Annotated in this window: 30 protein-coding genes and 4 pseudogenes; 5 read left to right on the top strand and 29 right to left on the bottom strand. The window is 49.8% G+C overall.

Features of this window, described 5'->3' with window-relative positions:
• The 9 genes and pseudogenes from N0B36_RS05040 to N0B36_RS05000 all read right to left on the bottom strand — a co-directional run bounded on the left by N0B36_RS05040 (position 1) and on the right by N0B36_RS05000 (position 8,420).
• Complete coding sequence (locus N0B36_RS05040; RefSeq protein WP_047418040.1) at positions 1-411, bottom strand: DnaT-like ssDNA-binding protein; 411 nt, start codon at positions 409-411, stop codon at positions 1-3.
• A 3-nt stretch (positions 412-414) separates the two neighbouring features.
• Entirely contained in the window at positions 415-678 is a 264-nt protein-coding gene (locus N0B36_RS05035) for a hypothetical protein (RefSeq protein WP_181634817.1), read from the bottom strand.
• Positions 679-716: 38 nt separating this feature from the next.
• On the bottom strand, positions 717-1,853 hold the full coding sequence (locus N0B36_RS05030; protein WP_259686154.1) for a P22 phage major capsid protein family protein: 1,137 nt from the start codon (positions 1,851-1,853) through the stop codon (positions 717-719).
• Positions 1,854-1,940: 87 nt separating this feature from the next.
• Positions 1,941-2,705, bottom strand: coding sequence for a DUF6651 domain-containing protein (locus tag N0B36_RS05025; RefSeq protein WP_047418049.1), 765 nt, complete (start codon positions 2,703-2,705; stop codon positions 1,941-1,943).
• A 106-nt stretch (positions 2,706-2,811) separates the two neighbouring features.
• Positions 2,812-3,000, bottom strand: coding sequence for a hypothetical protein (locus N0B36_RS05020; protein WP_047418052.1), 189 nt, complete (start codon positions 2,998-3,000; stop codon positions 2,812-2,814).
• Between the two features lie 656 nt (positions 3,001-3,656).
• Positions 3,657-4,733: pseudogene (locus N0B36_RS05015) on the bottom strand (phage minor head protein); the annotation flags it as partial.
• A complete protein-coding gene (locus tag N0B36_RS05010) occupies positions 4,717-6,141 on the bottom strand; it encodes a DUF4055 domain-containing protein (RefSeq protein ID WP_259686153.1) in 1,425 nt (474 codons plus the stop codon). The gene N0B36_RS05010 and the pseudogene N0B36_RS05015, both read right to left, overlap by 17 nt.
• A gap of 4 nt (positions 6,142-6,145) precedes the next feature.
• Complete coding sequence (locus tag N0B36_RS05005; RefSeq protein WP_149382818.1) at positions 6,146-7,450, bottom strand: terminase large subunit domain-containing protein; 1,305 nt, start codon at positions 7,448-7,450, stop codon at positions 6,146-6,148.
• Positions 7,428-8,420 carry a terminase small subunit gene (locus tag N0B36_RS05000; protein ID WP_259686152.1) on the bottom strand — a complete coding sequence of 331 codons (993 nt, stop codon included), beginning with the start codon at positions 8,418-8,420 and terminating at the stop codon, positions 7,428-7,430. The genes N0B36_RS05005 and N0B36_RS05000 overlap by 23 nt, the downstream gene beginning before the upstream one ends.
• A gap of 87 nt (positions 8,421-8,507) precedes the next feature.
• On the opposite strand from N0B36_RS05000, the gene N0B36_RS04995 reads away from it, so the two are divergent.
• Complete coding sequence (locus N0B36_RS04995) at positions 8,508-9,068, top strand: YfbU family protein (RefSeq protein WP_001767237.1); 561 nt, start codon at positions 8,508-8,510, stop codon at positions 9,066-9,068.
• A 25-nt stretch (positions 9,069-9,093) separates the two neighbouring features.
• Here the strand turns inward: N0B36_RS04995 and N0B36_RS04990 are convergent, their stop codons facing one another.
• From N0B36_RS04990 to N0B36_RS04925, 14 genes and pseudogenes are all read right to left on the bottom strand, one after another.
• Complete coding sequence (locus N0B36_RS04990) at positions 9,094-9,621, bottom strand: DUF2514 family protein (protein WP_001767236.1); 528 nt, start codon at positions 9,619-9,621, stop codon at positions 9,094-9,096.
• The gene (locus tag N0B36_RS04985) at positions 9,618-10,166 is read right to left on the bottom strand and encodes a lysozyme (protein ID WP_259686151.1); all 549 of its coding nucleotides are present in this window, start codon (positions 10,164-10,166) and stop codon (positions 9,618-9,620) included. Before N0B36_RS04985 ends, N0B36_RS04990 begins: the two co-directional genes overlap by 4 nt.
• The gene (locus N0B36_RS04980) at positions 10,138-10,416 is read right to left on the bottom strand and encodes a phage holin family protein (protein WP_259686150.1); all 279 of its coding nucleotides are present in this window, start codon (positions 10,414-10,416) and stop codon (positions 10,138-10,140) included. Before N0B36_RS04980 ends, N0B36_RS04985 begins: the two co-directional genes overlap by 29 nt.
• A gap of 155 nt (positions 10,417-10,571) precedes the next feature.
• On the bottom strand, positions 10,572-10,760 hold the full coding sequence (locus N0B36_RS04975; protein WP_174588377.1) for a hypothetical protein: 189 nt from the start codon (positions 10,758-10,760) through the stop codon (positions 10,572-10,574).
• 178 nt (positions 10,761-10,938) lie between these two features.
• Positions 10,939-11,628: a bacteriophage antitermination protein Q gene (locus N0B36_RS04970; protein ID WP_259686149.1), complete on the bottom strand. Its 690-nt coding sequence runs from the start codon at positions 11,626-11,628 to the stop codon at positions 10,939-10,941.
• The gene (locus N0B36_RS04965) at positions 11,625-11,762 is read right to left on the bottom strand and encodes a YlcG family protein (protein ID WP_159137325.1); all 138 of its coding nucleotides are present in this window, start codon (positions 11,760-11,762) and stop codon (positions 11,625-11,627) included. The genes N0B36_RS04970 and N0B36_RS04965 overlap by 4 nt, the downstream gene beginning before the upstream one ends.
• Positions 11,759-12,346: a recombination protein NinG gene (locus N0B36_RS04960; RefSeq protein WP_200012884.1), complete on the bottom strand. Its 588-nt coding sequence runs from the start codon at positions 12,344-12,346 to the stop codon at positions 11,759-11,761. Before N0B36_RS04960 ends, N0B36_RS04965 begins: the two co-directional genes overlap by 4 nt.
• Positions 12,343-12,762 carry a hypothetical protein gene (locus N0B36_RS04955; RefSeq protein WP_200012845.1) on the bottom strand — a complete coding sequence of 140 codons (420 nt, stop codon included), beginning with the start codon at positions 12,760-12,762 and terminating at the stop codon, positions 12,343-12,345. The genes N0B36_RS04960 and N0B36_RS04955 overlap by 4 nt, the downstream gene beginning before the upstream one ends.
• Before the next feature lie 2 nt (positions 12,763-12,764).
• Complete coding sequence (locus N0B36_RS04950) at positions 12,765-12,971, bottom strand: hypothetical protein (protein WP_192468574.1); 207 nt, start codon at positions 12,969-12,971, stop codon at positions 12,765-12,767.
• The gene (locus N0B36_RS04945) at positions 12,971-13,570 is read right to left on the bottom strand and encodes a DUF1367 family protein (RefSeq protein WP_259686148.1); all 600 of its coding nucleotides are present in this window, start codon (positions 13,568-13,570) and stop codon (positions 12,971-12,973) included. Before N0B36_RS04945 ends, N0B36_RS04950 begins: the two co-directional genes overlap by 1 nt.
• A gap of 80 nt (positions 13,571-13,650) precedes the next feature.
• Positions 13,651-13,935, bottom strand: a complete 285-nt coding sequence (locus N0B36_RS04940; protein ID WP_259686147.1) for a hypothetical protein — start codon at positions 13,933-13,935, stop codon at positions 13,651-13,653.
• A 30-nt stretch (positions 13,936-13,965) separates the two neighbouring features.
• Positions 13,966-14,180, bottom strand: a pseudogene (locus N0B36_RS04935) (DNA polymerase III subunit theta).
• Between the two features lie 190 nt (positions 14,181-14,370).
• Complete coding sequence (locus N0B36_RS04930; protein WP_001240829.1) at positions 14,371-14,649, bottom strand: hypothetical protein; 279 nt, start codon at positions 14,647-14,649, stop codon at positions 14,371-14,373.
• An 814-nt stretch (positions 14,650-15,463) separates the two neighbouring features.
• Positions 15,464-15,613: pseudogene (locus N0B36_RS04925) on the bottom strand (DNA methyltransferase); the annotation flags it as partial.
• Between the two features lie 168 nt (positions 15,614-15,781).
• On the opposite strand from N0B36_RS04925, the gene N0B36_RS04920 reads away from it, so the two are divergent.
• Genes N0B36_RS04920 through N0B36_RS04910 form a run of 3 tightly spaced genes read left to right on the top strand, consistent with a single transcriptional unit; the run spans position 15,782 to position 16,820 of the window.
• Complete coding sequence (locus tag N0B36_RS04920) at positions 15,782-16,147, top strand: hypothetical protein (protein WP_102190979.1); 366 nt, start codon at positions 15,782-15,784, stop codon at positions 16,145-16,147.
• Positions 16,135-16,410, top strand: coding sequence for a hypothetical protein (locus N0B36_RS04915; protein WP_000089143.1), 276 nt, complete (start codon positions 16,135-16,137; stop codon positions 16,408-16,410). Before N0B36_RS04920 ends, N0B36_RS04915 begins: the two co-directional genes overlap by 13 nt.
• An 8-nt stretch (positions 16,411-16,418) precedes the next feature.
• Positions 16,419-16,820: a hypothetical protein gene (locus N0B36_RS04910; RefSeq protein WP_102190980.1), complete on the top strand. Its 402-nt coding sequence runs from the start codon at positions 16,419-16,421 to the stop codon at positions 16,818-16,820.
• A gap of 142 nt (positions 16,821-16,962) precedes the next feature.
• Here the strand turns inward: N0B36_RS04910 and N0B36_RS04905 are convergent.
• From N0B36_RS04905 to N0B36_RS04880, 6 genes and pseudogenes are all read right to left on the bottom strand, one after another.
• Positions 16,963-17,448 (bottom strand): annotated as a pseudogene (locus N0B36_RS04905) (class I SAM-dependent methyltransferase).
• Entirely contained in the window at positions 17,445-17,756 is a 312-nt protein-coding gene (locus N0B36_RS04900) for a hypothetical protein (RefSeq protein WP_102191013.1), read from the bottom strand. Before N0B36_RS04900 ends, N0B36_RS04905 begins: the two are co-directional and overlap by 4 nt.
• Positions 17,757-17,770: 14 nt before the next feature.
• On the bottom strand, positions 17,771-18,466 hold the full coding sequence (locus N0B36_RS04895) for a replication protein P (protein ID WP_259686146.1): 696 nt from the start codon (positions 18,464-18,466) through the stop codon (positions 17,771-17,773).
• Positions 18,463-19,464, bottom strand: coding sequence for a replication protein (locus N0B36_RS04890; RefSeq protein ID WP_259686145.1), 1,002 nt, complete (start codon positions 19,462-19,464; stop codon positions 18,463-18,465). Before N0B36_RS04890 ends, N0B36_RS04895 begins: the two co-directional genes overlap by 4 nt.
• 129 nt (positions 19,465-19,593) lie before the next feature.
• A complete protein-coding gene (locus tag N0B36_RS04885) occupies positions 19,594-20,136 on the bottom strand; it encodes a toxin YdaT domain-containing protein (protein WP_259686144.1) in 543 nt (180 codons plus the stop codon).
• A 31-nt stretch (positions 20,137-20,167) separates the two neighbouring features.
• Positions 20,168-20,419: a helix-turn-helix domain-containing protein gene (locus N0B36_RS04880; protein WP_049281706.1), complete on the bottom strand. Its 252-nt coding sequence runs from the start codon at positions 20,417-20,419 to the stop codon at positions 20,168-20,170.
• A gap of 127 nt (positions 20,420-20,546) precedes the next feature.
• Here N0B36_RS04880 and N0B36_RS04875 point away from each other — a divergent pair, with 127 nt between their 5' ends.
• The gene (locus N0B36_RS04875; protein ID WP_049281707.1) at positions 20,547-21,239 is read left to right on the top strand and encodes a helix-turn-helix transcriptional regulator; all 693 of its coding nucleotides are present in this window, start codon (positions 20,547-20,549) and stop codon (positions 21,237-21,239) included.
• The last annotated feature ends 83 nt before the right edge of the window (positions 21,240-21,322 follow it).

The raw sequence follows: 21,322 nt of genomic DNA, 5'->3' as shown, positions 1-21,322 counted from the left end.
CTACCCCCTGACCAACCGCACCTGCGACTTACTAACGCCATATGGCATAAGCATGGCCAGCGCAAGCTGCAGGTCGGAATCGAGTAATGCCGTGCTATTGGTGGCGATCTCGGCATAGGACTTTGAAACAGAAACATCGTCAGCATCAACCGTCTTACTCAGCAGCACCCCAGAATCGGTTTTCTGCTGATACAGCCCGCCATTTGATGCAGCCAGTGCCGCATAGGCGCCAGCCTGCTTCACATCGTCAGGAATAATGGTTTCGTGAGTAGCCTTATTGCACGGAAGCTTCAGATTGAGACCATTCATCCAGGTGTTAGCCATCAATACAGACCTGACTTTTTTGCTTTCATCAGTCCAGGAATCTCCCAGAATGGAATTGACGTCTTCAACAGTTATGAAGGTGAGCATCTATTACTCCGTTTCTTTCCAGCCGAGCGCCTTCCAGTTTTCAACCTCATCAGGATGTACGTCAGCATTTGTTGGAGCGCCGGGAAATGCCGGAAAGTCAGTGACCATAGCAACCAGATAATCCTGCTCCTGCTGCTCCTGCTGCTGCTCCTGCTGCTCCTGCTGCTCCTGCTGCTCCTGCTGCTCAGAATTGCTTTTTGCAGCAAGTTCGGCAGCAAGTTTTTCCGCCGCTCGTTGAGCGCGCTGTTCTTTAGTTAATCCGGCCATTGGCCCTCCACTAAAAAAGGGGCCGAAGCCCCTGATTGTTAACCCAACAGCAGAACCGAATGTTCCGTTTTCACTGCCGCCACACCCCATGACAGGCCAACTTCGTAGCGCACCTGGCGGTACTGACGGTATAGCGCCACCTGGTAAGTGATGCCCGAGACCGGGTCGGTAACGTTCATTACATCATCCGCGGTATCGCCACCCTGCGGCATTGCTGGGGTTCGGGACGCCAGCAGGAATGCGTTGCGGTCAAACGCCATATTGGCAGTAAAGGGGCCGGTCGCAGTAATAGCGGTGTTGTCGGCCAGCGCCTGGCGTAAGCCCGGAGCTGCCAGGGTGATAGTTGCAGCAGTAGCCGCGGCCACCAGATACTGATTGCTGTCACCGTCGAACATCACGATATCACCGGCAGCAAAGGCCCCCGCGCCGCTATCAATGGGAATCAGAATGTCGCCTTCATCTTTCGCGCCATTGACCAGGTATCCGGCAGCAGCAGATGCTGCACGTTTCTTAACGTGTGCGGATTCGTGGATGTTAAAGCCCTCCAGGCGACCCACGATACCTTCACGCAGTAAGGCATCAGTACCCGATTCGTTCACTTTAAACAGCACCGACTGCTTACCGCGAAGGTTCGCAATCGCAGAGGAGCCCAGAACCATCTGCAAATCAGTCGTCGGTGAGCCGTTGTCTGAAAGAACCTGTCGCGCGTTTGCTGCATCGGATAAATCACCGGCAATACCAAACGGTGCTGTACCCGCAGTACCAATAGCACGGGATGAGGCGTAATACAGCGCCGCCAAATCGGCATCCATCTCGTTAGACAGCGCGCGAAACGCCTGCTTAAACTGATCCGCAAGAATAGTGTTGTAGGTACCTGCTGGACCCAGCGCCAGTTGCTCTTCACCGTTCCATTTGACCGGGGCCATTTTGGATTTGGTGATCTTAACTTCAACGTTTCCGATGTTCTGATTGCCATCATCTGGCGCCGTAGCCCCCGGTTCAATGTCAACGGTCGTTGCAGGCGGTGCGACTGGTGCAGTAACTGACTGCCCTTTCGCTGCTGCATCCGCTTTCGCATTACGTGAAACGGAAGGGATAAACCCAACCTGCTCACGTGACACAGTATCCAGAGCGGTATAGATAGTCGGGATCAACCCGGTAAGCGTGTTAGCCATGTGTATGGATTCCTTCGAAATTAAAATTTAGGGTTGTTTGAGCTATCCAGCTCTGGCACCAGCCGCTATCCGACGGCTGGCAATGAATTAATCGACGATGGTGATGCCGTCTTTGAGGGTCGATTGCTGATCTGTCGGGCTCAAACTGCTGAACGCATCGCGCTTCATCGTTTTCTGCCCGATTGAGTGTTGAGACTGACGAGAGCCTCCTCCCTGATTACCACTCGCCTTCAGAATGTGATCTTTCTGAGGGTACTGCTCCACCAGAAATTCCAGCGCCTCATCAAAGACCGCCAGTTCGCCCGGCTTGGAGCGGGAGTATATTTTGTTGCCGGAGCCGTCATAAGCAACGACTTTGCCATCCTCAACTTTGAAAGACTGACCAAAGCGGGCCTGTAGCATGTCCGCCGGGATCGCAACTTTATCAGCAATGAATTTCGAGCCTGAGAAGCGCCCGCCAATCATTTCCTGATAGAGCTGTCCTTCGAGCGTTGTCGCCCGCTGGGTGGCTTCATCAAGCTGAGCCTGGAATGATTTGGTGATATCCGCTTTCACCTGGTCAACTGCGCCTGCGTCGATCAGCTTTTTCTGGTCGATTTTTGTCATCATCTCCAACGCTTCGAGCGCCTTCGCCGGATCGCTAATTTTGGCGAATTTAGCCAGGCTAGCTTCGGCAGCTTCTTTCGCTTCACGATGAGATTTTGCCTCGCCATTCAGGGAGGAAATTTTTCCTACTGCCTGCACGGCATCAAAGCCGATCTCCTGGCCGTCATCGTGGACGTACACGGGCAAACCGTTAGCATCAACTTCCGCATAGTGCTTGCCATTTACTTCAACTGTCTTCAGTTTCATGTTGGTACCTTTTCGAGGTCATCCGACCGTTGCACCGCTCACCATCCGGTATTGCGGCAATAAAAAAGGCCGCCCGGAGGCAGCCTTGTGTTAGTCAAAATTATTGTCAGGAATGGCCGTTGGCCTCGTCCATCATAGCGGCACTAATCAGGCCGCCGATCATCCTTGCTTCAGGTGTCGTACTTCCTGCTTTCTCAGCCAATGCTTCCAACTGGTCCAGAAGATCCACAGGCCTGGGCGTGGAGTGGTACAACTCATTGGCCCGTTTTAGACACGGGAATTTTTCTTCAGCCATTCGAGTAGCTCCGGGTTAATACGCTGGTAATCATCCTTACTGCCCAGCATGAATATCGTAAGAATTTCTGCAAAGAGTTCACGTTCGTTTTCGGAAGCATAATAACTGACAGGTCGCCACCAGCCTTCATTATATGCTTTTGTAGTAAGTTGACTTAAATCGTCAATGTGCTGGTAATAGAGATGATGCCCCATTTCATGCGTAACCGTGCCGGCAACGCTTGAAATCGCTGCATAATTCAGTTGATTGTTCCCGGCTGCGAGTAAAGCGGCATCCGAAACCGTCAACATTCTTTCCAGCGACAATGAAGAAACGAAATCATAAGTAGCGCTATTTTCACAAATAGCATCCCACTCAGTGGACTGCATCGCCCAACGAGAAACATGGACAGCAGCATTTTCCTCAAAATACGCACCTGCTGCACTTTTCCTCGTACCACTTACCTCTCCAAAATACTTAACTGGCGGTAAGCGAAACCGCTCAATAACATTCTGCATGGCTCCGGCGGCAATACGTGCTGACTCCAGCGTAGTTTCTTCAGGGAAGCGAATTTCATCGGCAATAATTCCTCGCATACCCTGTTCAATCTCCGCTACTGACTGTGCATCACCCAAAGAAAAGCCGGGAGATTTCCCGGCTTGTCTCAACTCTGAGAGTTTATTTAGTTGGGCCAACGTCAACCATTCGCCCTTGTCACTATAGAAGTCGTCATATTTCATGACGCCATCACGCATCATCCTTGCTCGAGTCTCGCCTAAGATTTCTTTTTGCCGGGAAAATGGCTGACGCTGCAACCATTCGGAATATGTAGTATCGCCGGGGGCCTGTCCATCCATACTGGCGCGGGAACTGTTCTGAACCTCACCAATTTGAATACCCAACTCATTAGAGGATTTCAGGATGTAGGTTTCCACGCTGCGACAGCAAAAGTGGATTTTGCCTGGTCCCTGAAGATACGGTACTTTATGGCCGATTGGTTTATTATCCAGCGTGTATTTAAGGCAATCGCGAACCCGGCAATCTTTCGATGTCCGGTTATCCAAAGTGGATAACCACTGCTTACCCTTCAGAATGTCGTCATTCGCATCCGCAAAGCTTTTACGCGCCGTCGCCGCAAGATGCCCTACAGCTGTTTTAGCAATACTCCCCGCGTTCGTCCTGCTCATCTGTAGCGCGCCATCCTGATAGCCCCGGTTAGCGTGTCCGCGAACCTTTTTGGCTATCTGTTCATGCGTATCGCCCAACAGAAAGCCCTGCCGTACGGTATTGGATATCCGCGTCATCCTGTCGGCTTCAAGGTTGTCTGCCCACTCAGAAAGCAGGCGACCCTGAAACGGCCTGGCCATTGCAGCAGCATAGACGGCATCTGGCGATATACCCACCAGCGGATGAAGCGCAAGCACATCATCCGGGATAGCAAACTGGAACAGACTGAGCTGAAAACCAGCCTCATGCTGGGCCAGACCTTGCAGCTCGGTTGATAACCCGGCATACATAGTCTGAACTGCTTCCCGATTAGTCTCCCTGACGCTTGCAAGCAGCGATTCCAGGCGGGTTACAGTGAAGCTATCAGCGTCAAGGGTATCCATCGCCACCAGCAGCCTGGCGGTAAGATCTGCGTCGCTCTCATTGAGGATTTTTATCATCCTGTTTGCTACGCCGGTACTATATCGACTCACCCAGATTGCATGCGCCAGACTTTCATCTCGAAGTTTTTCATTTGACGTTGCCATTCACACCACCAGGAGTATTCAGGCTGCTTAGCAGAGTTACCTGCTGATTCCTGAGCTCATCGATAACCTCTTCTGAATTAGCGTCCGGGTCGATGAATTTCAGCGCCTGGAGTACGCGAATAGCGTCCACCTGACGAATATCGCCCCCCTGCCTCAGCGACTGAACAGCCGTTGCCGCGGTTGCGTCATAGGTCTGCACTGAAATATCAAGTTCTGTGCGCACATCAACGTTACCGCCTTCAGTTTCACCAAGCCATTCCGCCATGATTTGCAGGATGTTATCGAGGGCATCCTCCAGAGAACTCGCCATCGTATATAGCGGCGAATTCTCCTGCATGCGCTCTTCATTTGTCTGGTCAACAGATTTGGTCGAGGTGTTCTCGGCACGCAGCAGTTTGGCGCCCGCCTGCCGCATCTGATCTTCCAGTTTTTCCAGCGATGTTTCACCAGATTCAATGGCTGCTCCGGTATGTTCGACGTATTCAAGCCCCTGCCGTTCGCGGTTTTCGAAACGTGTTGCTGAAGACGCGCCGATCGTTAACGTTTCACCTTCTGCCAGCCCATAAGCCACCAGCAACGGTACGCGGGCAACATGCAGGATGTTGTCCTGCTCGCTCTGGCTCTGCCAGTGCTTGATATTCAGTAAAGCCAGGTTCAAGAGTGGCGGCGAACCGCGCATAAATCCGGTTCGCTTGGTGTACAGCGTTACCAGAGTGATATCGCTGCGGCTGGTTTTCCACTCTTCGTAGAGTGTCCATTGCGCTTCGCCATTTTCTCCCTTGTTGCGCCGATGGATTTCGACTTTACCAGGCATGATATGCCGGATCTGTTCGAGCTTTGTCTGCCCGTAATCATCCCCGTCCAAGATGATAGTTTCGCGAATGCGCAAATCAGTGAGGATGACCTTTCCGCCCTCAACTTTCGACTTCCAGCCGATTACCTGTCGAGGGTTTAGCATCGTGACGTATGGCCTGCTCCCGGCTGCTTTTTCATCTGCTTTTGTTTTTACAGATTCCGGATCTACACGCGGGTAATCCACCAGCGCATGAACCAGGCCGTACTGGAAACCGATACTGAAGAACTGTTGCGCCCAGACATCCAGGCGGTTTCCTTCCATATCAATATCAGTCGAAAGCTTTCTGATACTTTCCGGCGCGTTTTCGCTTAATACCGTGGGTTCAGCAAATACGCGCCCGATATTCTGTTTTATCGACTCTTCATAGGCCGGGAGTAACGTGGCTTTAGATAAACGCTCTTTATAACTTTCGGGATCTTCGTTAGGCCATTTGGGGAGATATGCCTTCCCCTGCCGACGCATTTCCAGCGTCCCGCCCATCAGAGCATCGTTAATATCCCATGCCTCAACCATGTCGTTATAGTCGAGATTGGGTGTTGAAATATCTGGCATGGTTTTACATCCGAAGTGGTGTGGATTTACCTGTCGGTTTGATGATTGGGAACTGCTTCACGATGAAGTAGCCGCCGGCATCGTTAGGGTGATCATTATCTGCCTTTTTATCTGGCTCTCCGTTCTCTCCCCAGATCTGCTGCTCAAGCGATTCGGTGTAAACCGGGCATCGTTTTACATTCACTTTATAGCGACGTTCACCATTGCCGTTGCAGAACATGGCGTTCATGGAGTTAATGCGGTCTTTTACTGGCGGGTTTGAATCGTTCACTATCACGTTAAAACCAGCTTGTTTAAGCTGTGCTATATCCGTAGTGCTGGCGTGGGCCGATTTACGCGAATCACCGGAAGCATCCGGGTAGATATAGATTTCCCTGACCTTCCGATAATCTTTACCGTCGAACAACCAGAATCGCTCTTTGATGATGCGTATCATGTCAGGGGTGTCGTAGGCTTTTACTATCTCGTTAACCGCGAACGGAAGTCCAAGACGCAACACATGAACGATCCCGGCCATCTTCCCGACGTTAAAATCCATACCGATGTAAAGTGGCTCGCCAGGCTGTTCTTCTTCAGTGCAACAATTCAGCTTACGATCGAACTGATGGTAAATAGTCCCGCTGGTCAGGTTGGTGAACTGGCCCCGCAAATACGCCTTAATCAGCTCAGGCGGATAAGACTCCATCAGGGACGGGATGTAATCCGCCGGCAGGTTCTTTTCGTTGTCGAATGTCGAGGCCTGCACCAGACCATACAACGTAGAGAGCGAGGGTTTATCGCGCACAGCCTTTGCGAACTGTTGATAAACAAATTTAAATCCTTCTGGCGTCGTGGTGACATCTATTCCGTTGCGAAGTCCTGGCACGTTGTAACGCATACGGGCAATGATTTTTCGCCAGGCTAACTGCGCCTTTTTGGCGGGCATTACGTCCAGTTCATCAATCAGCGCGTTACCGATTTTAAAACCCACGATGGTTTGTGGTTTCTCCATCGAGCGGCAAATCGTCGTTCCGCGGTACTGGCGCCCGGCGTAGAAGTGAACCTCTTTGTTTCCCTCGTTAATTTTGACATTCAGCCCCCAGTCAAAGGCCACCTCTTCGACCGTGGGGTAAAAGATGTCGCGGATCTGGGGGTAAGTAGGTGCAAAATAGCCCTGGTTGATTTTCGGATGCTCCCACATCCCTTTGCAGATACCACCGCAACCGACCCACGTCTTGCCAGAACCAAAGCCGGCCACGTAGGCTTTAAATTTGTGCTCCATTGCGAGGAATCGGGCCTGAGGGATGTTAAGCGTTGGTGCTATTGCCATCCTCTTCCCTCACTCGCGCATCAACTACGTTGATATTGATTGCAACTGGCGTTGGTTCGTCATCCTCCGGATCTGCGGCCTGTTCTTTACGGAGTTTTTCCACTTCCAGTTGCCGACGCTCGATTTCAATCTGTTGCAGACGCTGCGCAAACTCGCTATCAGCCAGGCCAAGCCGCTTCATCACGGCTTCATACATCCGTTCACGGCTTATCGCGGTAATTTCCACACCATGTTTGCCGAGCTTCACGCCGCAATAAGCCAAGGCCGCATCAGGGGGAAGTTTTCGGGTATCAGCGAAGTATGGCTGTCCGATCCCGTCACCATTGCAGCGCGGACAGGCAGGGTTTGGCTCCCGGTTGTGGTCGTAGCCATAACCTCCGACGTCTACCGGCTCTTTGCCCTTCCGCTCAAGGGCTTTAAGCCGTTGCTCCTCGAACTCCACCATGTCACGCCACTGATAGTGATGACCGAAACCCCAGCAATAGCGGCAGGCACCGCGGCGATACTGTGAGAGCTGGTTGGCATCGAAAGTGGCGAGTTGCCACATCTGCGAGAGGACTTCATCGGCGCTGCCAAGCGTGCGCGCAATAGAGGCCTTCTGCTGCTGCGCAATGGCCTGCGCAACGTTAGGATTTGTTATGAGCTGACGACCATAGTTTGGGTCACTATAGCCAGCTCGCTCAGCTGCTGCCGTGGCGTTCTGGTCCTTCAGGTATTCAGCAATGAAGCGCTTTACCTTCGGGCTGAGTTTGCTGTTAACCAGTTCCTCTACACTTTTTTCTTTCTGCGCAGTGCGCAATTTCTTCTGCGCAGGTTTTTGCGCAGTCTGGGCGGTTGGCTTTTTAATGTAGCGCCGCGCAGATGTATAATTCAGTCCCCGCGCTTCACACCAGTCTTTGGGGGAAATACCGGATTTAGCATGCTCGGCGAGGAACTGGTGTTGCAGTGATCCCCAGTCCGGTTTTGCCATTTTAACCCTCAGTTTCTTGAAAACTATTTAATCAGATGTATCTTTGATAACGCTGTATCAACGCTCTATTAATTCAAGGAATTTAGAATGAAATACTCACAGCAAGAAAAACTACAGATCATGATGCTCAGTGATATTCACCGAGCATTAGAAATTGAAAACTCATTTGATCCTGACCTCATTGACGAAGCAGTGAGCACGGATAACTACTGGGCTTTATCCTGGGAATACCCAGGCCTTCAAGATGAAGAAGAGGAGACCCCCTGGGAAGTCCAGCTTTTCGTTGATACCTATGATATGTATGACATTCTCCAATACACATACGAACGATTCAGTGCGGAAGACAAAGCAGAGGTTGCCAAATCTATTCGTAATTTCGATGAGAAATTATCACTCACATTCCCCGGATTTGACGGTAACAACGAATCAAAGTTTCTTTTGATTGGTAGTTTATTGAAACGAATGGGACGGTTTAGCGGCAAAGACGATCTCACCCGGAACTCTCACATGCCCTCTGTTGCAATTTACCAACGTATGCTTGAAGTTTTCCTTCCTGCCAGAGCTAAGAATTGGGTTCACAATGTGGGCATTACTAAACATGATTTTATCGATACACTCAACGCGAGAGTGCATCCAGAAAATCGTTAAACGTTAATGCCCGCAAATGCGGGCATTATTCATCATGGCGCCTTATTACTTTGTCGTAGGTGCGCTCACAGGTATTTCCGGCGACATAACGCTCATCAGCCTCTTTTGCGAATTTTCCCGCCAGATCGTCAGCTTCGCTGAGCAACTGGGCGAGCAATATTCCGGCCTCGGCTTTTGCCTGGCTTGTTGCTGCAATTGCGGAAATTCTGCCTGTTTCACTTGTTGCGAGCTGCCGTTGTATTTCGGCGAGCTGCTGTTGCAACCCACTGCGAGCACGCTTAGCAGCGTTAGCATCAGCCTGTACTTTTGCCAGTTCTTCATCGGCTTTCTCTCGTTCTTCATCTACGGCCCGCTGGCGGCGCTGCTCTTCTGCTCTTTCGGTTACTTCACGCTGCAATGTAGTGGTCGCATCAGTAAGGTCACGTTGTGCCCACTGCAATTTCCAGGATGAGTCCGCCTCCTGATACCCGCGTGAATAACACCAGTACGCGACCGCGCATAACAAAAAAGCCACCAGCAGTATTTCTGCCAGCGGCTTCCAGTAAGCCCTCACTGGTCTATCCCCCAGCACGTCAGCGCGCTTTCCTGGTCTCGTCGCTCTACCTGTCCATAGCAGCCGTTTTTCTGGCCTTTAGTCAGGCGACAATCACGGCCCCCATCTTTAATCCACCAGCGAATAGCTTCACAGGCTCCTTTACGGTCGCCAGCATTAATTCGCTTATAGAACGTAGACGGGAAACATTTACCGGGGCCGATGTTATATGGGCAGAAAGAAGCAATACCCGCTTTCTGTGGTTCGGTCAGTGGAACTTTTATATTTCGCTCAACCCACGCCAGCGCTTTATCGCGTTCAATGGCGTTTACCTGGGCGCATTTCTCAGCTGACAGCTTCATGCCCTGTACTACTGGCTTACCATCAACCATCGTGGCGCCACGGCAAATAGTCCAAAGCCCACCGCCGTCACGATACGCCTGATCGCTATTCCCCTCTTTCTCATCCAGAAACTGATCGAGAATCACGGGCGCGGAAGCCCCCGCAAGAATTAAACCAACGACCGCTGCACTCAGTTTATTCTTCAGCTTTGGTGGCACAGCCATTGCGCCGATCCTCCCGTTCTTTCCAGCGGAAATACCAGTTCACTGCACAGGTAATAACGGTGCATGCGATACCGACAATAATTGCCCAGTCGCTCAGGCTTAACCCTGCAATTCTGTCGGCCAACATCCAGGACACCTCTTTTGCTGTTTTAGCTGTTTCGGCATATGCCTTCGCTGATACACCGCAGCCGGTCAGCGTGGTTCCTGTTCCATATGAAAGTCTGCTGTAAATGGTGCTCATTCTGGTCATAGCCTCACCTCCGATTTTTCGGATGGCGCTGTGTGTGATGTAAGGGTCAGGCTGCACGGGCTGGATTTATCAACAAAGCACGTAGCGGATGATTCCCGTGAGCCTGAAATGAAAAATCCCCGGCGGGAAGCCAGGGATTGGATGTTTAGTGTTTTTTATTGCGGTGGCTGCAACGGCCCTTCTAGTACCTCAGCTTCACCGTTATGGCAGATGTCGTCACCTCTGGTTAGATGCCAGACTCCAGTGATCGTTTTACCTGTCTCCAGGTCTTCAAAAATCTCATTGGTAAAATATGCCACCTGAGTGGCCCCATTAAACTGGATCCAGTAAAACCCGTTATCCATATCCCCTCCTGTATGTATGGGGGAATTATACGGAACTAGTCTCAGAGTGGATTTAGAAATTCTTAAATCGCTATAAAGCAAAAAGCCCCACGGTGTTATCCGCAGGGCTTGAAAACTCACTTACTGCCAGTGCATACAACAATGGCACAATATCAGATTTACACGAAATATATGCTAATTAGTTCATTTCTGCAATACCTTTCTGATAATTTGCTGCCTTTTGTTGTGAACGTGATCGCGAAACATGAAGTAGCGCCTGGGAATCGAGTCCCTTATACAGGCTGATCATCGCATCGTAATGTTCCACGTAATTCTGAGACCAGTTTGTTTTATTAACGCCCACCAGCGCAGCCAGATCTCCATACTGATACGGATCCTTCCCGGATAATTCGCCTTTCACATCCTGCGCCGCCAGCCAGATGAGCTGCCGTAAACGGTCGGTGGTCTTCTTCGCCACCTTCTTTCCGGCCAGATATTCGCAGAATTTCGACCACGCCCACTGAGTAATCAGCACCTGATTATCCCAGCGCACATTCTCGCTATAGTTCCATAGCAGCCAGGCCTTTTGGTGTTCTTCGAGTGACATCAGCGCGCGGCGCCACGATGCGGTGGAGTATTCAACCGGCTGTACCAGGGGAATATGTGATCCCTTGGCATGCGACTGTTTGCCCGGTATCGGTGGGTTATCCAGCGTAATCATTTTCCCGGTCACTTCATCCAACACTCGAGGCTTTTTACGTTTAAACGTTCCAGTATCGAACTGTGCGTTCTCAAGCCACGCCATCAACTGCCCTTTCGTCGCACCACTTAAATCGGCGGTGGCCACCATCAACTGCTGGCGCACGTATTCAAGAAATTGAGTGTTCATACAGCACCGCCTATGGTTTTGATGTAGTTCTTCAGTATTCGGTAGTCCGTCAATACAGAGCCGGGAAAATGGTATAAGCGCAATCGCTGCCAGCGAACACGGAGGTGATCGGCAAGGTAGGTTTCGAATGTCACGCTGCCTCCTGCTTTTTCAGTTCTTTGAGTTTTGCGCGGTACTCGTCGCGGATCCGGATGTAATCGTCGCGTTTCCATTTTGGTAATTCATGTGGGCCCATCAGGGCATCAAAGCGGACCTGGCCGATTTTGCCGATTAGTGCTGGGCGATAAGAGAGCAGGTTTCCAGACAGATGGTTATTACAGGGGGCACACTGGCGGTGACAATTATCCTCATCAAAGCGCAGTTCTGGATTGGCACCAGTCGTGCGGAAGTGTCCTGCGTGATATTGTCCGTCGTGGTGGCGACCGCAGCTGATGCATGGCAAATGGCGATCCCGGTACCGGATAAACTCATTGAATGCCTGCTGTGCCTGTCGGATAAAATAACTAAGGGGCTTAACCGCCTGCCGACGCTCAGCCTGACGCTTACGTTCAACCTTCTTTACCCTCTTCTTTTCCCGCTGGGCTTCGGCCTTCGCGGTATCATTCGCTACTTTTCCGTAACGGCAGGCACAGTCAAACGAACATACGAACTGACCATCGCGAGTTGGATGGAACCATTTTTTACATACTGAACACTTGCGGCGAGGTAACTTTTTCAGAATGGCAGGCATTGTTGTCCACCTCCCTGAATGGCGTTTAACTCTCTACGATGCGCGTTTAGATAGCTATTCCAGTGTGCTTGCCGAATGATGGCGGCCTGCTCTTTCTGAAGGGCTAGCTCACGAATGGCTTTTCCTTTTCGGTTGTGATCCTCCCGGATAACTTCCCCCTTAACATGAAGGGCCTCGCATAAAGGGCAATAATCACGGGTCTCCATACCACCCGCTCTGCCTGAGAAAAAGATATTGCCGTGCCATGTTCCGCAGTCAGCGCACATCGGCGCGTCGCACGTGAAAATTCCCCGAGCATTGCTGAGGTGGTGGTTTTTGTCCTCATCAGCATCCCAGCCAATGATCCCATCGCATAGCAGGGTTGCAGGTTTACCGCAGAACAGGCATTTCGCTGATTTAGCCATGCTCACCCCCAGACCTTTTGCCGAAAGGTTCTTGGTGTACGCGCCGGATGCTCGCATTCAGGTAATTTTGCGCTGACAGTCCAGGTGATGTTGTCGCGATTCAGGCTGCGTTCTACCGTGGCGCCGCGGCGTCGGTAACAGGCAATTAGTTCGTCGGCCTGCTCGGTGGTGCATTCGTGATGGTGGAACCAGGAAAATTTCATCGCCATCACCCCGCAAAGCTCATAAGCTGCGCAGCAGCGTTTTCCGCTTCTCGCTGAGTCTTGAATGCCCGGGACAATACCCAGCGCCACAGAACATCGAGCGCGGCTTTGTAAAGTTGCTGGAACTCGGTTTCGTCCATGTTGGCGAAAGCTATGCTGCGGGGGTGTTTACGAAGAGTTCCGTCAGGTAGTTGAATTGCGTCGTAGTGGCCGGCCTCGACAATTACCCATGCACGGTACGCGTCAAAGGATTTACACAGGCTGATCCCATTGGTAATTCGGCGACTAGCTACCTGCTCCAGATACTGCTCGGCAGCATCGAAAAGAGCTGTTTCGCTTCCTCCGAATGAGGCAAGGTATTTGGCGTACCCGGTCACCAATTTACGCTCGTTGGAAGATATTGCCCCGCCGGTAGGTTCCCAGTATTCGAAACCGAGATTGAGTAATGCGAAGAAACGACGGTGAAAGGCAGGGTTGCGTACCTGCCGGAACTCGGCCACCAGCACAGCGCCGAGTTTGATTTTTGATTGCAGTAAATCGCTGGTCTCGGGCGTGGCCGGGATCAGGATTCCTGAGGACTGCTTGATTAGCTGTAACTGCGCCATGGTACTCTCCGTGGCGCATAAGGTTGTCAGTTGCTCATGCTGACACTGACATTATGTACAGTTGATATTGGAAAATCAATTTAAGGCATGCTGTATCTCATTAATTCCTGGTATTCTTGATTATCTTTTTTACATCGTTGCTTATCTTTAATAATTTTCGCTGTACATGCCGCTTCTGAATAACCAACAGAAACCGCATTTAGGAGCATGGATTTGACTATTTTTTCACACAAATCTTGTTTTGCTCTATCCGACGGTTCAAAACATACTGATTCTGTTGTTTTTTTATAATCAATTGAATCAATGTTTTCTGCTAATGAAGTTGAAATAGGCATAACTAATACCATGGTTAAAATCCATTTCATCTACTTGTTCTCCTCATTTAGATAGCGCGGTTAGGACGCTCTTGGTAGTTTCAGGCTCTGCTCGCGATAGTAGCGTACACGCTCCATGAAATACTTCGCAGTTACTCTGGCTGTTCCCTTGATACCTGCTCAGCGATAACAGGCATGTTCATGCGCTCTTTGTACGCTACGCCACTGGCAGCCAGGTCGACGTTAACCTTGTCCTGCTCTTCTTTCGATTTTGCTGTGAGGTTATGACCCGACATGACGAATCCCCCTCGATGCTTTGAGAGGGATTATAGGTCAGGCTGCTATTTGTTTCGACTGACAAAATTCCGGCAAATTAGCACGTACCAGTGCTTCAGCGAACGGCTGAGGAACTTCATTAGCTCAAGGTGGTGAAGAAGGAAACCGCCAAAGTGGAACTTCTGCTTAGGATAATTTATTGATAGAAGATCAGTGAATAAAATCAGTTGGGACAGGTGTGACGCCGGATGAAATAATTAACTCAGGAAGCTCGCTACCATTCAAAGTTCTACCCACGCCTACAGCGTATGTTTCACCGTTAACCTGTATTAGATGCACATCGTAAGAACGGTGGGACCCAGCTGAAGGTGGAGAGTTGTTACTACCAATCGACGCTTCGAAAAAATTCAACCGCTGCTTGAGTTCAGTATCCTCATAAATTTCACCATCACGTCCAAAGCCAACAAGTAAATATTTGATCATAGCCATGCTAACCTCAGTTCCAAGTCGTTTTTGACCTTCAATCGCTACCTAGTGGGTAACTCCCAATAACTCAGGAATAGATCAGTAGCTTTTGCCCTTAATCTCAAGAAATTTCCTTGCCTTAGATGAAGAAATCAGCACTCGATCAAAATTTCTATTTTTTTTCTCAATTATTGACATCCCTGCCAGGCCTTATAAGACGCGCACTTAGCGATTCTTACCCTTTTGCAAGCTCAATTTAACCTCAAAATCAACTATTGTGCTGAAAAGAATCCCTACTACAATGGGCATCAGGAAGCAAGATATAGCTAATGGAAGACTAAAAAACGCAATATGTTGCGTTTGGTTGGAAGGCTAAATGCGGATATGAAAAACCCGGCTGATTAGACCGGGTCTTCAATCGGTAACAGAGTTACAGCTCCGTTGCCGTGCCGTAAAACACTGGCGACTTGGAGTAGCTTAATCAAATGCAGCGCATTCTTCAAGTAACCAGGAACGCCCTGAAGCACTCTGGTACACCCAGTAACAACTTAGGGACTGATATAGCTGTGAATTTTTAGTCCGGGTTTCTGGTGATTCTTAAACCCCACCCCAACAATTAATCGTGCCGTAAAACACTGGCGACACAGTGAAAACTGCAAAGGCAAGCCCATGGGTGTTTGCAGCTAGGCGCGATAAAACTAAGAGAGTCCCATAATGGCTGACTTACTTATCAAAATCGTACCTCCGATTATCGTGATTGTTACTGCGATCATTGAGTACGTAAACCAGCGCCCGTAAGCATGGTATAGCCCAAAGGCCCAGAAATGGGCCTTTTCTTTTACGCAGCAATTCCCCTCAGGTTACACAGCTCAGGAAAATTAGCTCGCACCAACGCTTCAGCGAACGGTGGTGGCACTGCGTTACCGCAGCGCGCAACCTGTTTGTCTTTCGCGTACTTCTTAACGCTGTAGTCCTGAACAATGAGATACAACTAAGGAACATACAGCCTCATACCAAGATGTTCGGCACCCAGCATCAATTGACCTCAACACATAGCAAGAAGTTATTGCATTCGTTCTCAAAGTAAAACCACCTTGAAAAAGAGATATCATTTTGATATCTTCTTTGAAGGAACCTTTAGAGGTAAGGATTCATTATGACCTTAAGCACAGATGTTGATCGTGTGTTAACGTTCACCGAAAGACTTGAACAAATTTTAATAGAAATGGTCGAAAAACATGACCATTTCTTTGACTTCCTTCGAGTTCGGGGTGGACAAAATCTTCCCCAAACTGTTTCAGTAAAAAATGAAAAATTCAAAATTAGCATCCCATTGATTATGCTAATTTTGTTAATCACACGCTTAATAGTCTTCAAACTTGCGATTATGTATAAGCTCATAAGATCCAAAATGCTTGAAGTGAAAGCACTGTCTAAAGTAGGTCAAAACACGCATAACTATCTTTTTGATTTAGATACAGTTCGGAAATTGAACATTAAGGGGACCTTATGTCACGCATGAAAAAGCCTGACAGCTTCCTCCTTAGATTCAAAGAAGAAGATGGTATCAACGGTATCAGTTCTGAATCCTTTGAAAAACTAATGAAAGCTACTGGCATGAGTAAAACAGACCTCATGCATTTTGCACTCGTAAACTTAGTGGAAAAATACATCCCGGCTTATGAGCAAGATGATGGGCCCTTGACCGAAGCTCAATTCCGGACACTACATGAAAGATCGAAAACTAACCAAACGCCGGATGAGAGTTTCGAAATGCTATTGTAGGTATAAAAATGCATTCGAAAATAGAACCATTGCCAAAGACCGGCGATATTGTTTGGCTTCAACCATCTGAAGAATGGGGAGTTGATACTCCAAAAATGAGACCAGGCGTGGTATTAGGTGTATCGGAACTCAGGCATGAAATCATAGTTGCATTCGGTACGAGCCAAAAAACACACAAACTCTACCCATCAGAGTTTCTTATTCAAAAAGCTGATGGCGATGATGTTTTTGGTCTATCTGGGTTAAGCTACGATACTAAATTTGACTTAGCCAGAACATCTATCCTGCCTTTTACTACAGAGTTTTTCTCTAAGGCACCAAGAAAAAATAATGTCCCTTATCCAAAGCTTGGTAGCGTTCATATAACGTACTACAAAGCGATGTGCAAGGCGAAAAACAATAGTAAGTGACTTCTGAAGTGCTGTAGTATCCACTACAGCACAATTTACTAAGCAATCAATGAACTTACTATTTCAAATCATTCCCCCTGCCCCAATAGGATCTGATCGAGTTCGTCATCGGTTACTGGTGCTGACTCTGTTAAGTTGATTGTCATGCTGCGCCACCTTTAACGAAAATAATCCAATGGGTTTTGTCGTTCTTCCCAGTACGCTGGCCAATTGCAGGTTTCACATCTGTAAGCGTCAGAATCTGGCTAACTGGGATCTGCGTTTCATTCCATTTGAATATGAGAACGCCGTGTGGCCGCAGTACGCGGAAAGCCTCTTTGAACCCGGTTCTCAAATCAGAACGCCACGTTTTTTTATTCAGTCGCCCGTATTTTTTACCCATCTAGGCAGACTGGCCCACGCGCTCGAGGTGCGGCGGGTCAAACACCACAACCGGAAAAGAAGAATCAGCGAACGGCAGTGAACGAAAGTCGGCAATCAGGTCGGGGCTGATAACCAGGCGTCGACCGTCGCACAGTTCGTGCTCTTCGGCACGGATATCAGTGAACACGGCGCGGGTGTCCCGCTTGTTGAACCAGAACATGCGGGAACCGCAGCACATATCGAGAATCGCCGTGTTGTCGGTCATACTGATGTTCTCCCGTAAAACGCCAGTACACGCTGCATAGCCGGACTTGTGCGGCATACTGATGTGACCATGTTTTTGTTCATGTTCGATTTGAGCTGCTTGATATTCTGCTCCCCACCAGGCTGAAACATGTAGACAGGGCGATGCGGCTCGCCTGTGCGGATTACTACCGCTCTGCGTACCAGGTGAAGCAGCAGGTTGTGTGCCTTCTTGCAGTCACACCCCAGCAGGTTCTGAACCTGACGCGGGGTTATGGTCTGGTTAACCCGAAGGAAATCGACAATTGCCCACAGTGATTTGCTTGCCATAGTGATTTCCCCCATTAGACCAGACCGGCGTTTTTGCGTTGTTTGTACTGAGCCATCAGCATCTCTGCCGGTGTTGGGCCAGTAGCTGCTTTCGGTGCAGCAAGTGCGCAACGGATTGGCGGTACCGGCTTACCGGACAGTGCTCGCTTTTCCCAGTCATGCAGGATGTCACCAGCGGCTCGGATAAGTTCCTTCTCACTGAACTGTCCCTCTGTTCCACGACGGCGAAGCTCTAGGCAGACGTGGTAATACAGCGGGTTTTTATCCTTCCATGGGAACTGCTCACTGATTGGATAGCGAAAAACAAGTTTCCGCCAGCGCCAGTATTCGCTCATGATGTCGTCCACGCAGACCCCCAGCGCACCACTCCCCTCACGGCACCACGAAATAAACTGCCCCGGTGACGGCCAGAACGGTGACTGGCTGGATCGGGCTTTCTGCATCCCGGCGGAAAGTTGCTCACGGGAGGTGATGCCTGACTCAGCAAAAGCCGCGATCCATTGCTGCTTTGCAACGCGAATATCAGCGTCAGTACGTAGGTTCGTCTGAGTGGATGCTGGGAATACCTGCATGAGGTTTTCAAAAAGCATATCCACCAGCTTTTCAGCATCAGCGTTAACAACCTTGCGTCCGTCGTAAGAATCTCCAGCCATGCGCGATAGCATTTCGCTGTCGCGATTCTGAATTGCACGATAAAGATCCGGGGTCATAAAAATTTCTCCCATGCTTCAGGACTGTTCCAGTGCGGGTCAGTTTCGGATTTGTTTGCGCTGACATCTGTGCGTGGCTTACGGGTAGTGTCTTCGCTGTGAAGGGTTAACGTATCCCACTTGGCGCGGAGCTTTGCGGGGGAGAGAATATTTTTGTACCAGAACGAGTCTTTGCAGGCCCATCGGAACAACTCACAAATCTCTTTGTGGGTGCGTCCGTCCAGTTGGCGCATCAGGCGTATATCATTCGCCCAGCCAGTCATGTTCGGTTTTTTCAGGGATGGTTTGGTGATATCGCGCAGTGCCAGCATCCACTCTGCACAACGGAGATCGTCAGATGTCCCCCACTTGTCACCTTTCGGAGTCTGGACAACTGCATCAGGAACAATTTTTGAAATTCTCTGACGTACATTAAATACGTTAGTATTTAATATTACTTCTTGTTCATGATTCTCGGGCTTAAGCGCGCCCTTATGCTCGGGGTTATGCTCGGCATCAACTCCCAAAGCCTCGCCATTGCTGGGTTCGTTATGCGCGGGGCTATGCTCGCTGTTATGCGCGGCGTTATTCGCGGGTAAATCGTCCATTTTTTGAGCGTAATGCGCGAAATTTATGATGGTAATTACAGTGCCTTTTCTCTTCTCACCAGCGGTTGAAATCATCCCTTCTTTCACGAAAAGAGACAGCATTCGATCCACTGCATGACGGCTGGTTGGCTCCCCATTTCGGTCGCATAATTTCAGCCCGAGATCTGCCGACGTGGTCACCAGTTGTCCGGTTTGTAGTGGCCACTGCCGGCCTTTAAAGTTTGCCGTGTAGGGCTGGCGGGCGGCGCCCAACAGAAGGTTCTCCCACAGAGTGCGCAGGAAAACATCTTTAGCCCAGGGCTTCTTCAGTACACTCCGGTACAACGGGATGAATCCGGTCTTCTGGTTCTCCATCGGGTTGCTCCTGACGGCGGTACGCGCCGCAAAATCGGCGAAGGCGACATTCGACATAGCTATGCCTCCCTTGCCTGGTATTTTGAAAAACTCTTTGTCATAATGACCTCGCAATGAGTCCACAACGAATTGCACCTGAAAGCCGTTGGTGTTCGCGCACCACGGCTTTCGCCATTTTTGAACCGGTCATATAGCCCCCAGCATCATCTCCACCATCTCGATCAGTGGGCCGGTTAAGCCCGGGTCAACGCGATACATCTCCACGATCCCCTCACTCAGCTCTTTCAGCTTCTGATGCCGTGGCGCATTCATAGCGACGGCAATCTTCGCTTCGCTGGTTTCTTTCTCCAGCCGAGCCAGACGGGCCATAACGTTGTCTTCTGGTAGCAGGCGGTTACGGAACTCGAGCGGCATAACAGCAAGAATTGCCGGAGTTAGCTGGCGAACGTTTTCGCGGTACCGTTCGCTGTTGAAATGGTTGTCCAGGAAGCGGAAAAGCTTCTGGCGCGCCCGGCTGATATCCTCCGGGAAGCTGATATCGATCCCGCCCTGCTCCCGGTATTCGTTGATGATCAGCGCTGATACCACGTCCTGATTGTCCAGCGCCGACGACCAGGCGCGGACCGCATCACGGATCTTTTCGTGGTCTGGCGCCGCTTTTCTTTGAGCGCGGTTTATCATCGCTCCCGGGTGTATTCCGGTATTGTGTTGAGACGCAAGTGATTGCATTTGCTTTCCCTTTCGTGGTTATAGCCGCCGGTCAGACGGCATGGTTGTCAGGGTGTGGAAAGATGGACGGCAGATCCGGGCGGAATTCGTGAGCCTGGATTTCACCACCAACCGCTTTCACCAGTTCAGGAACGTGGACCGGGGAGATGCGTTTCTTTCCGTTAAGCCAGTCACAGATAGTGGACTGGGCTTTACCACAACGTTTTGCCAGTTCTTTCTGGCTGCCAGCGATGGCGATCGCTTTCTCTACTGCGGAGTTCTTCTCTACTGTTAGGGCCTTCATAATCACCTCAGCTATCAGCCTAAAGCGATTATGTTTATCACTTTAGCGAATGTCAATCGCATAAGCGATTTTTTGCCAAATAATCGCTTGAGCGATAGAGTTAAAGGAGTCATTAACAGAGGTGAATATGGGATTCTCGGAGCGCTTGGCGCAGGCAATGAAACATGCTGGATATACACAGGGCCGATTAGCCAAAGATGTCGGTATGGCTCAGTCCAGCGTTAATAAACTACTGAAGGACGCGAGTGGATCTCGTAAGACCGTTGAGATCGCCTCTGTTCTAGGTGTACGGCCGGAGTGGCTGTCTACTGGTGAGGGGGTAATGGCTTCAAGTGTTGCGAATGAATCTACAGCGCCATACCAAGTTAAACCGTCACTAAATGGGATTTACCGCGTGGATGTACTCGACGTTAAAGCCAGCGCTGGTCCCGGTGCTCTAGTCACCAGCGACTTCATTGAAACTATCCGGGCCATCGAATACACGACTGAACAGGCGCGCGCTTTGTTCGGTAACCGACCAGCTACACATGTTAAAGTTATAACCGTTAACGGCGATAGCATGGACGGAACCATTTCACCAGGCGATCAGATTTTCGTTGATATTGGCGTTACACATTTCGACGGAGACGGTGTTTATGTATTCGTCTTTGGTAAGACTCTCCACGTTAAACGCTTACAGATGCAACGTGATCGACTGGCAGTTATTTCTGATAACCCTATTTATGAGAAATGGTACGTTGAGCCAGAAGATGAAGGCATCTTTTACGTGATGGCAAAAGTGCTTTTAAGACAGTCGATCGACTACAAACGGTTCGCATAATCCGTACCTCTGGTTTATGTATCTTAGATTTAGATCAAGTTCTATGTATTTATCGTTACGTACTAACCATTTAGAATTAGGAT

It is taken from the genome of Citrobacter sp. XY323, assembly GCF_025106035.1.
GTDB lineage: Bacteria > Pseudomonadota > Gammaproteobacteria > Enterobacterales > Enterobacteriaceae > Citrobacter > Citrobacter braakii.
The sequence above is the reverse complement of the archived record's forward strand: the minus strand, read 5'-3'. Positions and strand labels throughout refer to the sequence as shown.

Bases quoted from the DNA above. Each gene is read 5' to 3' on its own strand.
- N0B36_RS05040 (WP_047418040.1), bottom strand. From the start codon at position 411: ATGCTCACCTTCATAACTGTTGAAGACGTCAATTCCATTCTGGGAGAT.
- N0B36_RS05035 (WP_181634817.1), bottom strand. From the start codon at position 678: ATGGCCGGATTAACTAAAGAACAGCGCGCTCAACGAGCGGCGGAAAAA.
- N0B36_RS05030 (WP_259686154.1), bottom strand. From the start codon at position 1,853: ATGGCTAACACGCTTACCGGGTTGATCCCGACTATCTATACCGCTCTG.
- N0B36_RS05025 (WP_047418049.1), bottom strand. From the start codon at position 2,705: ATGAAACTGAAGACAGTTGAAGTAAATGGCAAGCACTATGCGGAAGTT.
- N0B36_RS05020 (WP_047418052.1), bottom strand. From the start codon at position 3,000: ATGGCTGAAGAAAAATTCCCGTGTCTAAAACGGGCCAATGAGTTGTAC.
- N0B36_RS05010 (WP_259686153.1), bottom strand. From the start codon at position 6,141: ATGCCAGATATTTCAACACCCAATCTCGACTATAACGACATGGTTGAG.
- N0B36_RS05005 (WP_149382818.1), bottom strand. From the start codon at position 7,450: ATGGCAATAGCACCAACGCTTAACATCCCTCAGGCCCGATTCCTCGCA.
- N0B36_RS05000 (WP_259686152.1), bottom strand. From the start codon at position 8,420: ATGGCAAAACCGGACTGGGGATCACTGCAACACCAGTTCCTCGCCGAG.
- N0B36_RS04995 (WP_001767237.1), top strand. From the start codon at position 8,508: ATGAAATACTCACAGCAAGAAAAACTACAGATCATGATGCTCAGTGAT.
- N0B36_RS04985 (WP_259686151.1), bottom strand. From the start codon at position 10,166: ATGGCTGTGCCACCAAAGCTGAAGAATAAACTGAGTGCAGCGGTCGTT.
- N0B36_RS04980 (WP_259686150.1), bottom strand. From the start codon at position 10,416: ATGACCAGAATGAGCACCATTTACAGCAGACTTTCATATGGAACAGGA.
- N0B36_RS04975 (WP_174588377.1), bottom strand. From the start codon at position 10,760: ATGGATAACGGGTTTTACTGGATCCAGTTTAATGGGGCCACTCAGGTG.
- N0B36_RS04970 (WP_259686149.1), bottom strand. From the start codon at position 11,628: ATGAACACTCAATTTCTTGAATACGTGCGCCAGCAGTTGATGGTGGCC.
- N0B36_RS04955 (WP_200012845.1), bottom strand. From the start codon at position 12,762: ATGGCTAAATCAGCGAAATGCCTGTTCTGCGGTAAACCTGCAACCCTG.
- N0B36_RS04950 (WP_192468574.1), bottom strand. From the start codon at position 12,971: ATGGCGATGAAATTTTCCTGGTTCCACCATCACGAATGCACCACCGAG.
- N0B36_RS04945 (WP_259686148.1), bottom strand. From the start codon at position 13,570: ATGGCGCAGTTACAGCTAATCAAGCAGTCCTCAGGAATCCTGATCCCG.
- N0B36_RS04940 (WP_259686147.1), bottom strand. From the start codon at position 13,935: ATGAAATGGATTTTAACCATGGTATTAGTTATGCCTATTTCAACTTCA.
- N0B36_RS04930 (WP_001240829.1), bottom strand. From the start codon at position 14,649: ATGGCTATGATCAAATATTTACTTGTTGGCTTTGGACGTGATGGTGAA.
- N0B36_RS04920 (WP_102190979.1), top strand. From the start codon at position 15,782: ATGACCTTAAGCACAGATGTTGATCGTGTGTTAACGTTCACCGAAAGA.
- N0B36_RS04915 (WP_000089143.1), top strand. From the start codon at position 16,135: ATGTCACGCATGAAAAAGCCTGACAGCTTCCTCCTTAGATTCAAAGAA.
- N0B36_RS04910 (WP_102190980.1), top strand. From the start codon at position 16,419: ATGCATTCGAAAATAGAACCATTGCCAAAGACCGGCGATATTGTTTGG.
- N0B36_RS04900 (WP_102191013.1), bottom strand. From the start codon at position 17,756: ATGGCAAGCAAATCACTGTGGGCAATTGTCGATTTCCTTCGGGTTAAC.
- N0B36_RS04895 (WP_259686146.1), bottom strand. From the start codon at position 18,466: ATGACCCCGGATCTTTATCGTGCAATTCAGAATCGCGACAGCGAAATG.
- N0B36_RS04890 (WP_259686145.1), bottom strand. From the start codon at position 19,464: ATGTCGAATGTCGCCTTCGCCGATTTTGCGGCGCGTACCGCCGTCAGG.
- N0B36_RS04885 (WP_259686144.1), bottom strand. From the start codon at position 20,136: ATGCAATCACTTGCGTCTCAACACAATACCGGAATACACCCGGGAGCG.
- N0B36_RS04880 (WP_049281706.1), bottom strand. From the start codon at position 20,419: ATGAAGGCCCTAACAGTAGAGAAGAACTCCGCAGTAGAGAAAGCGATC.
- N0B36_RS04875 (WP_049281707.1), top strand. From the start codon at position 20,547: ATGGGATTCTCGGAGCGCTTGGCGCAGGCAATGAAACATGCTGGATAT.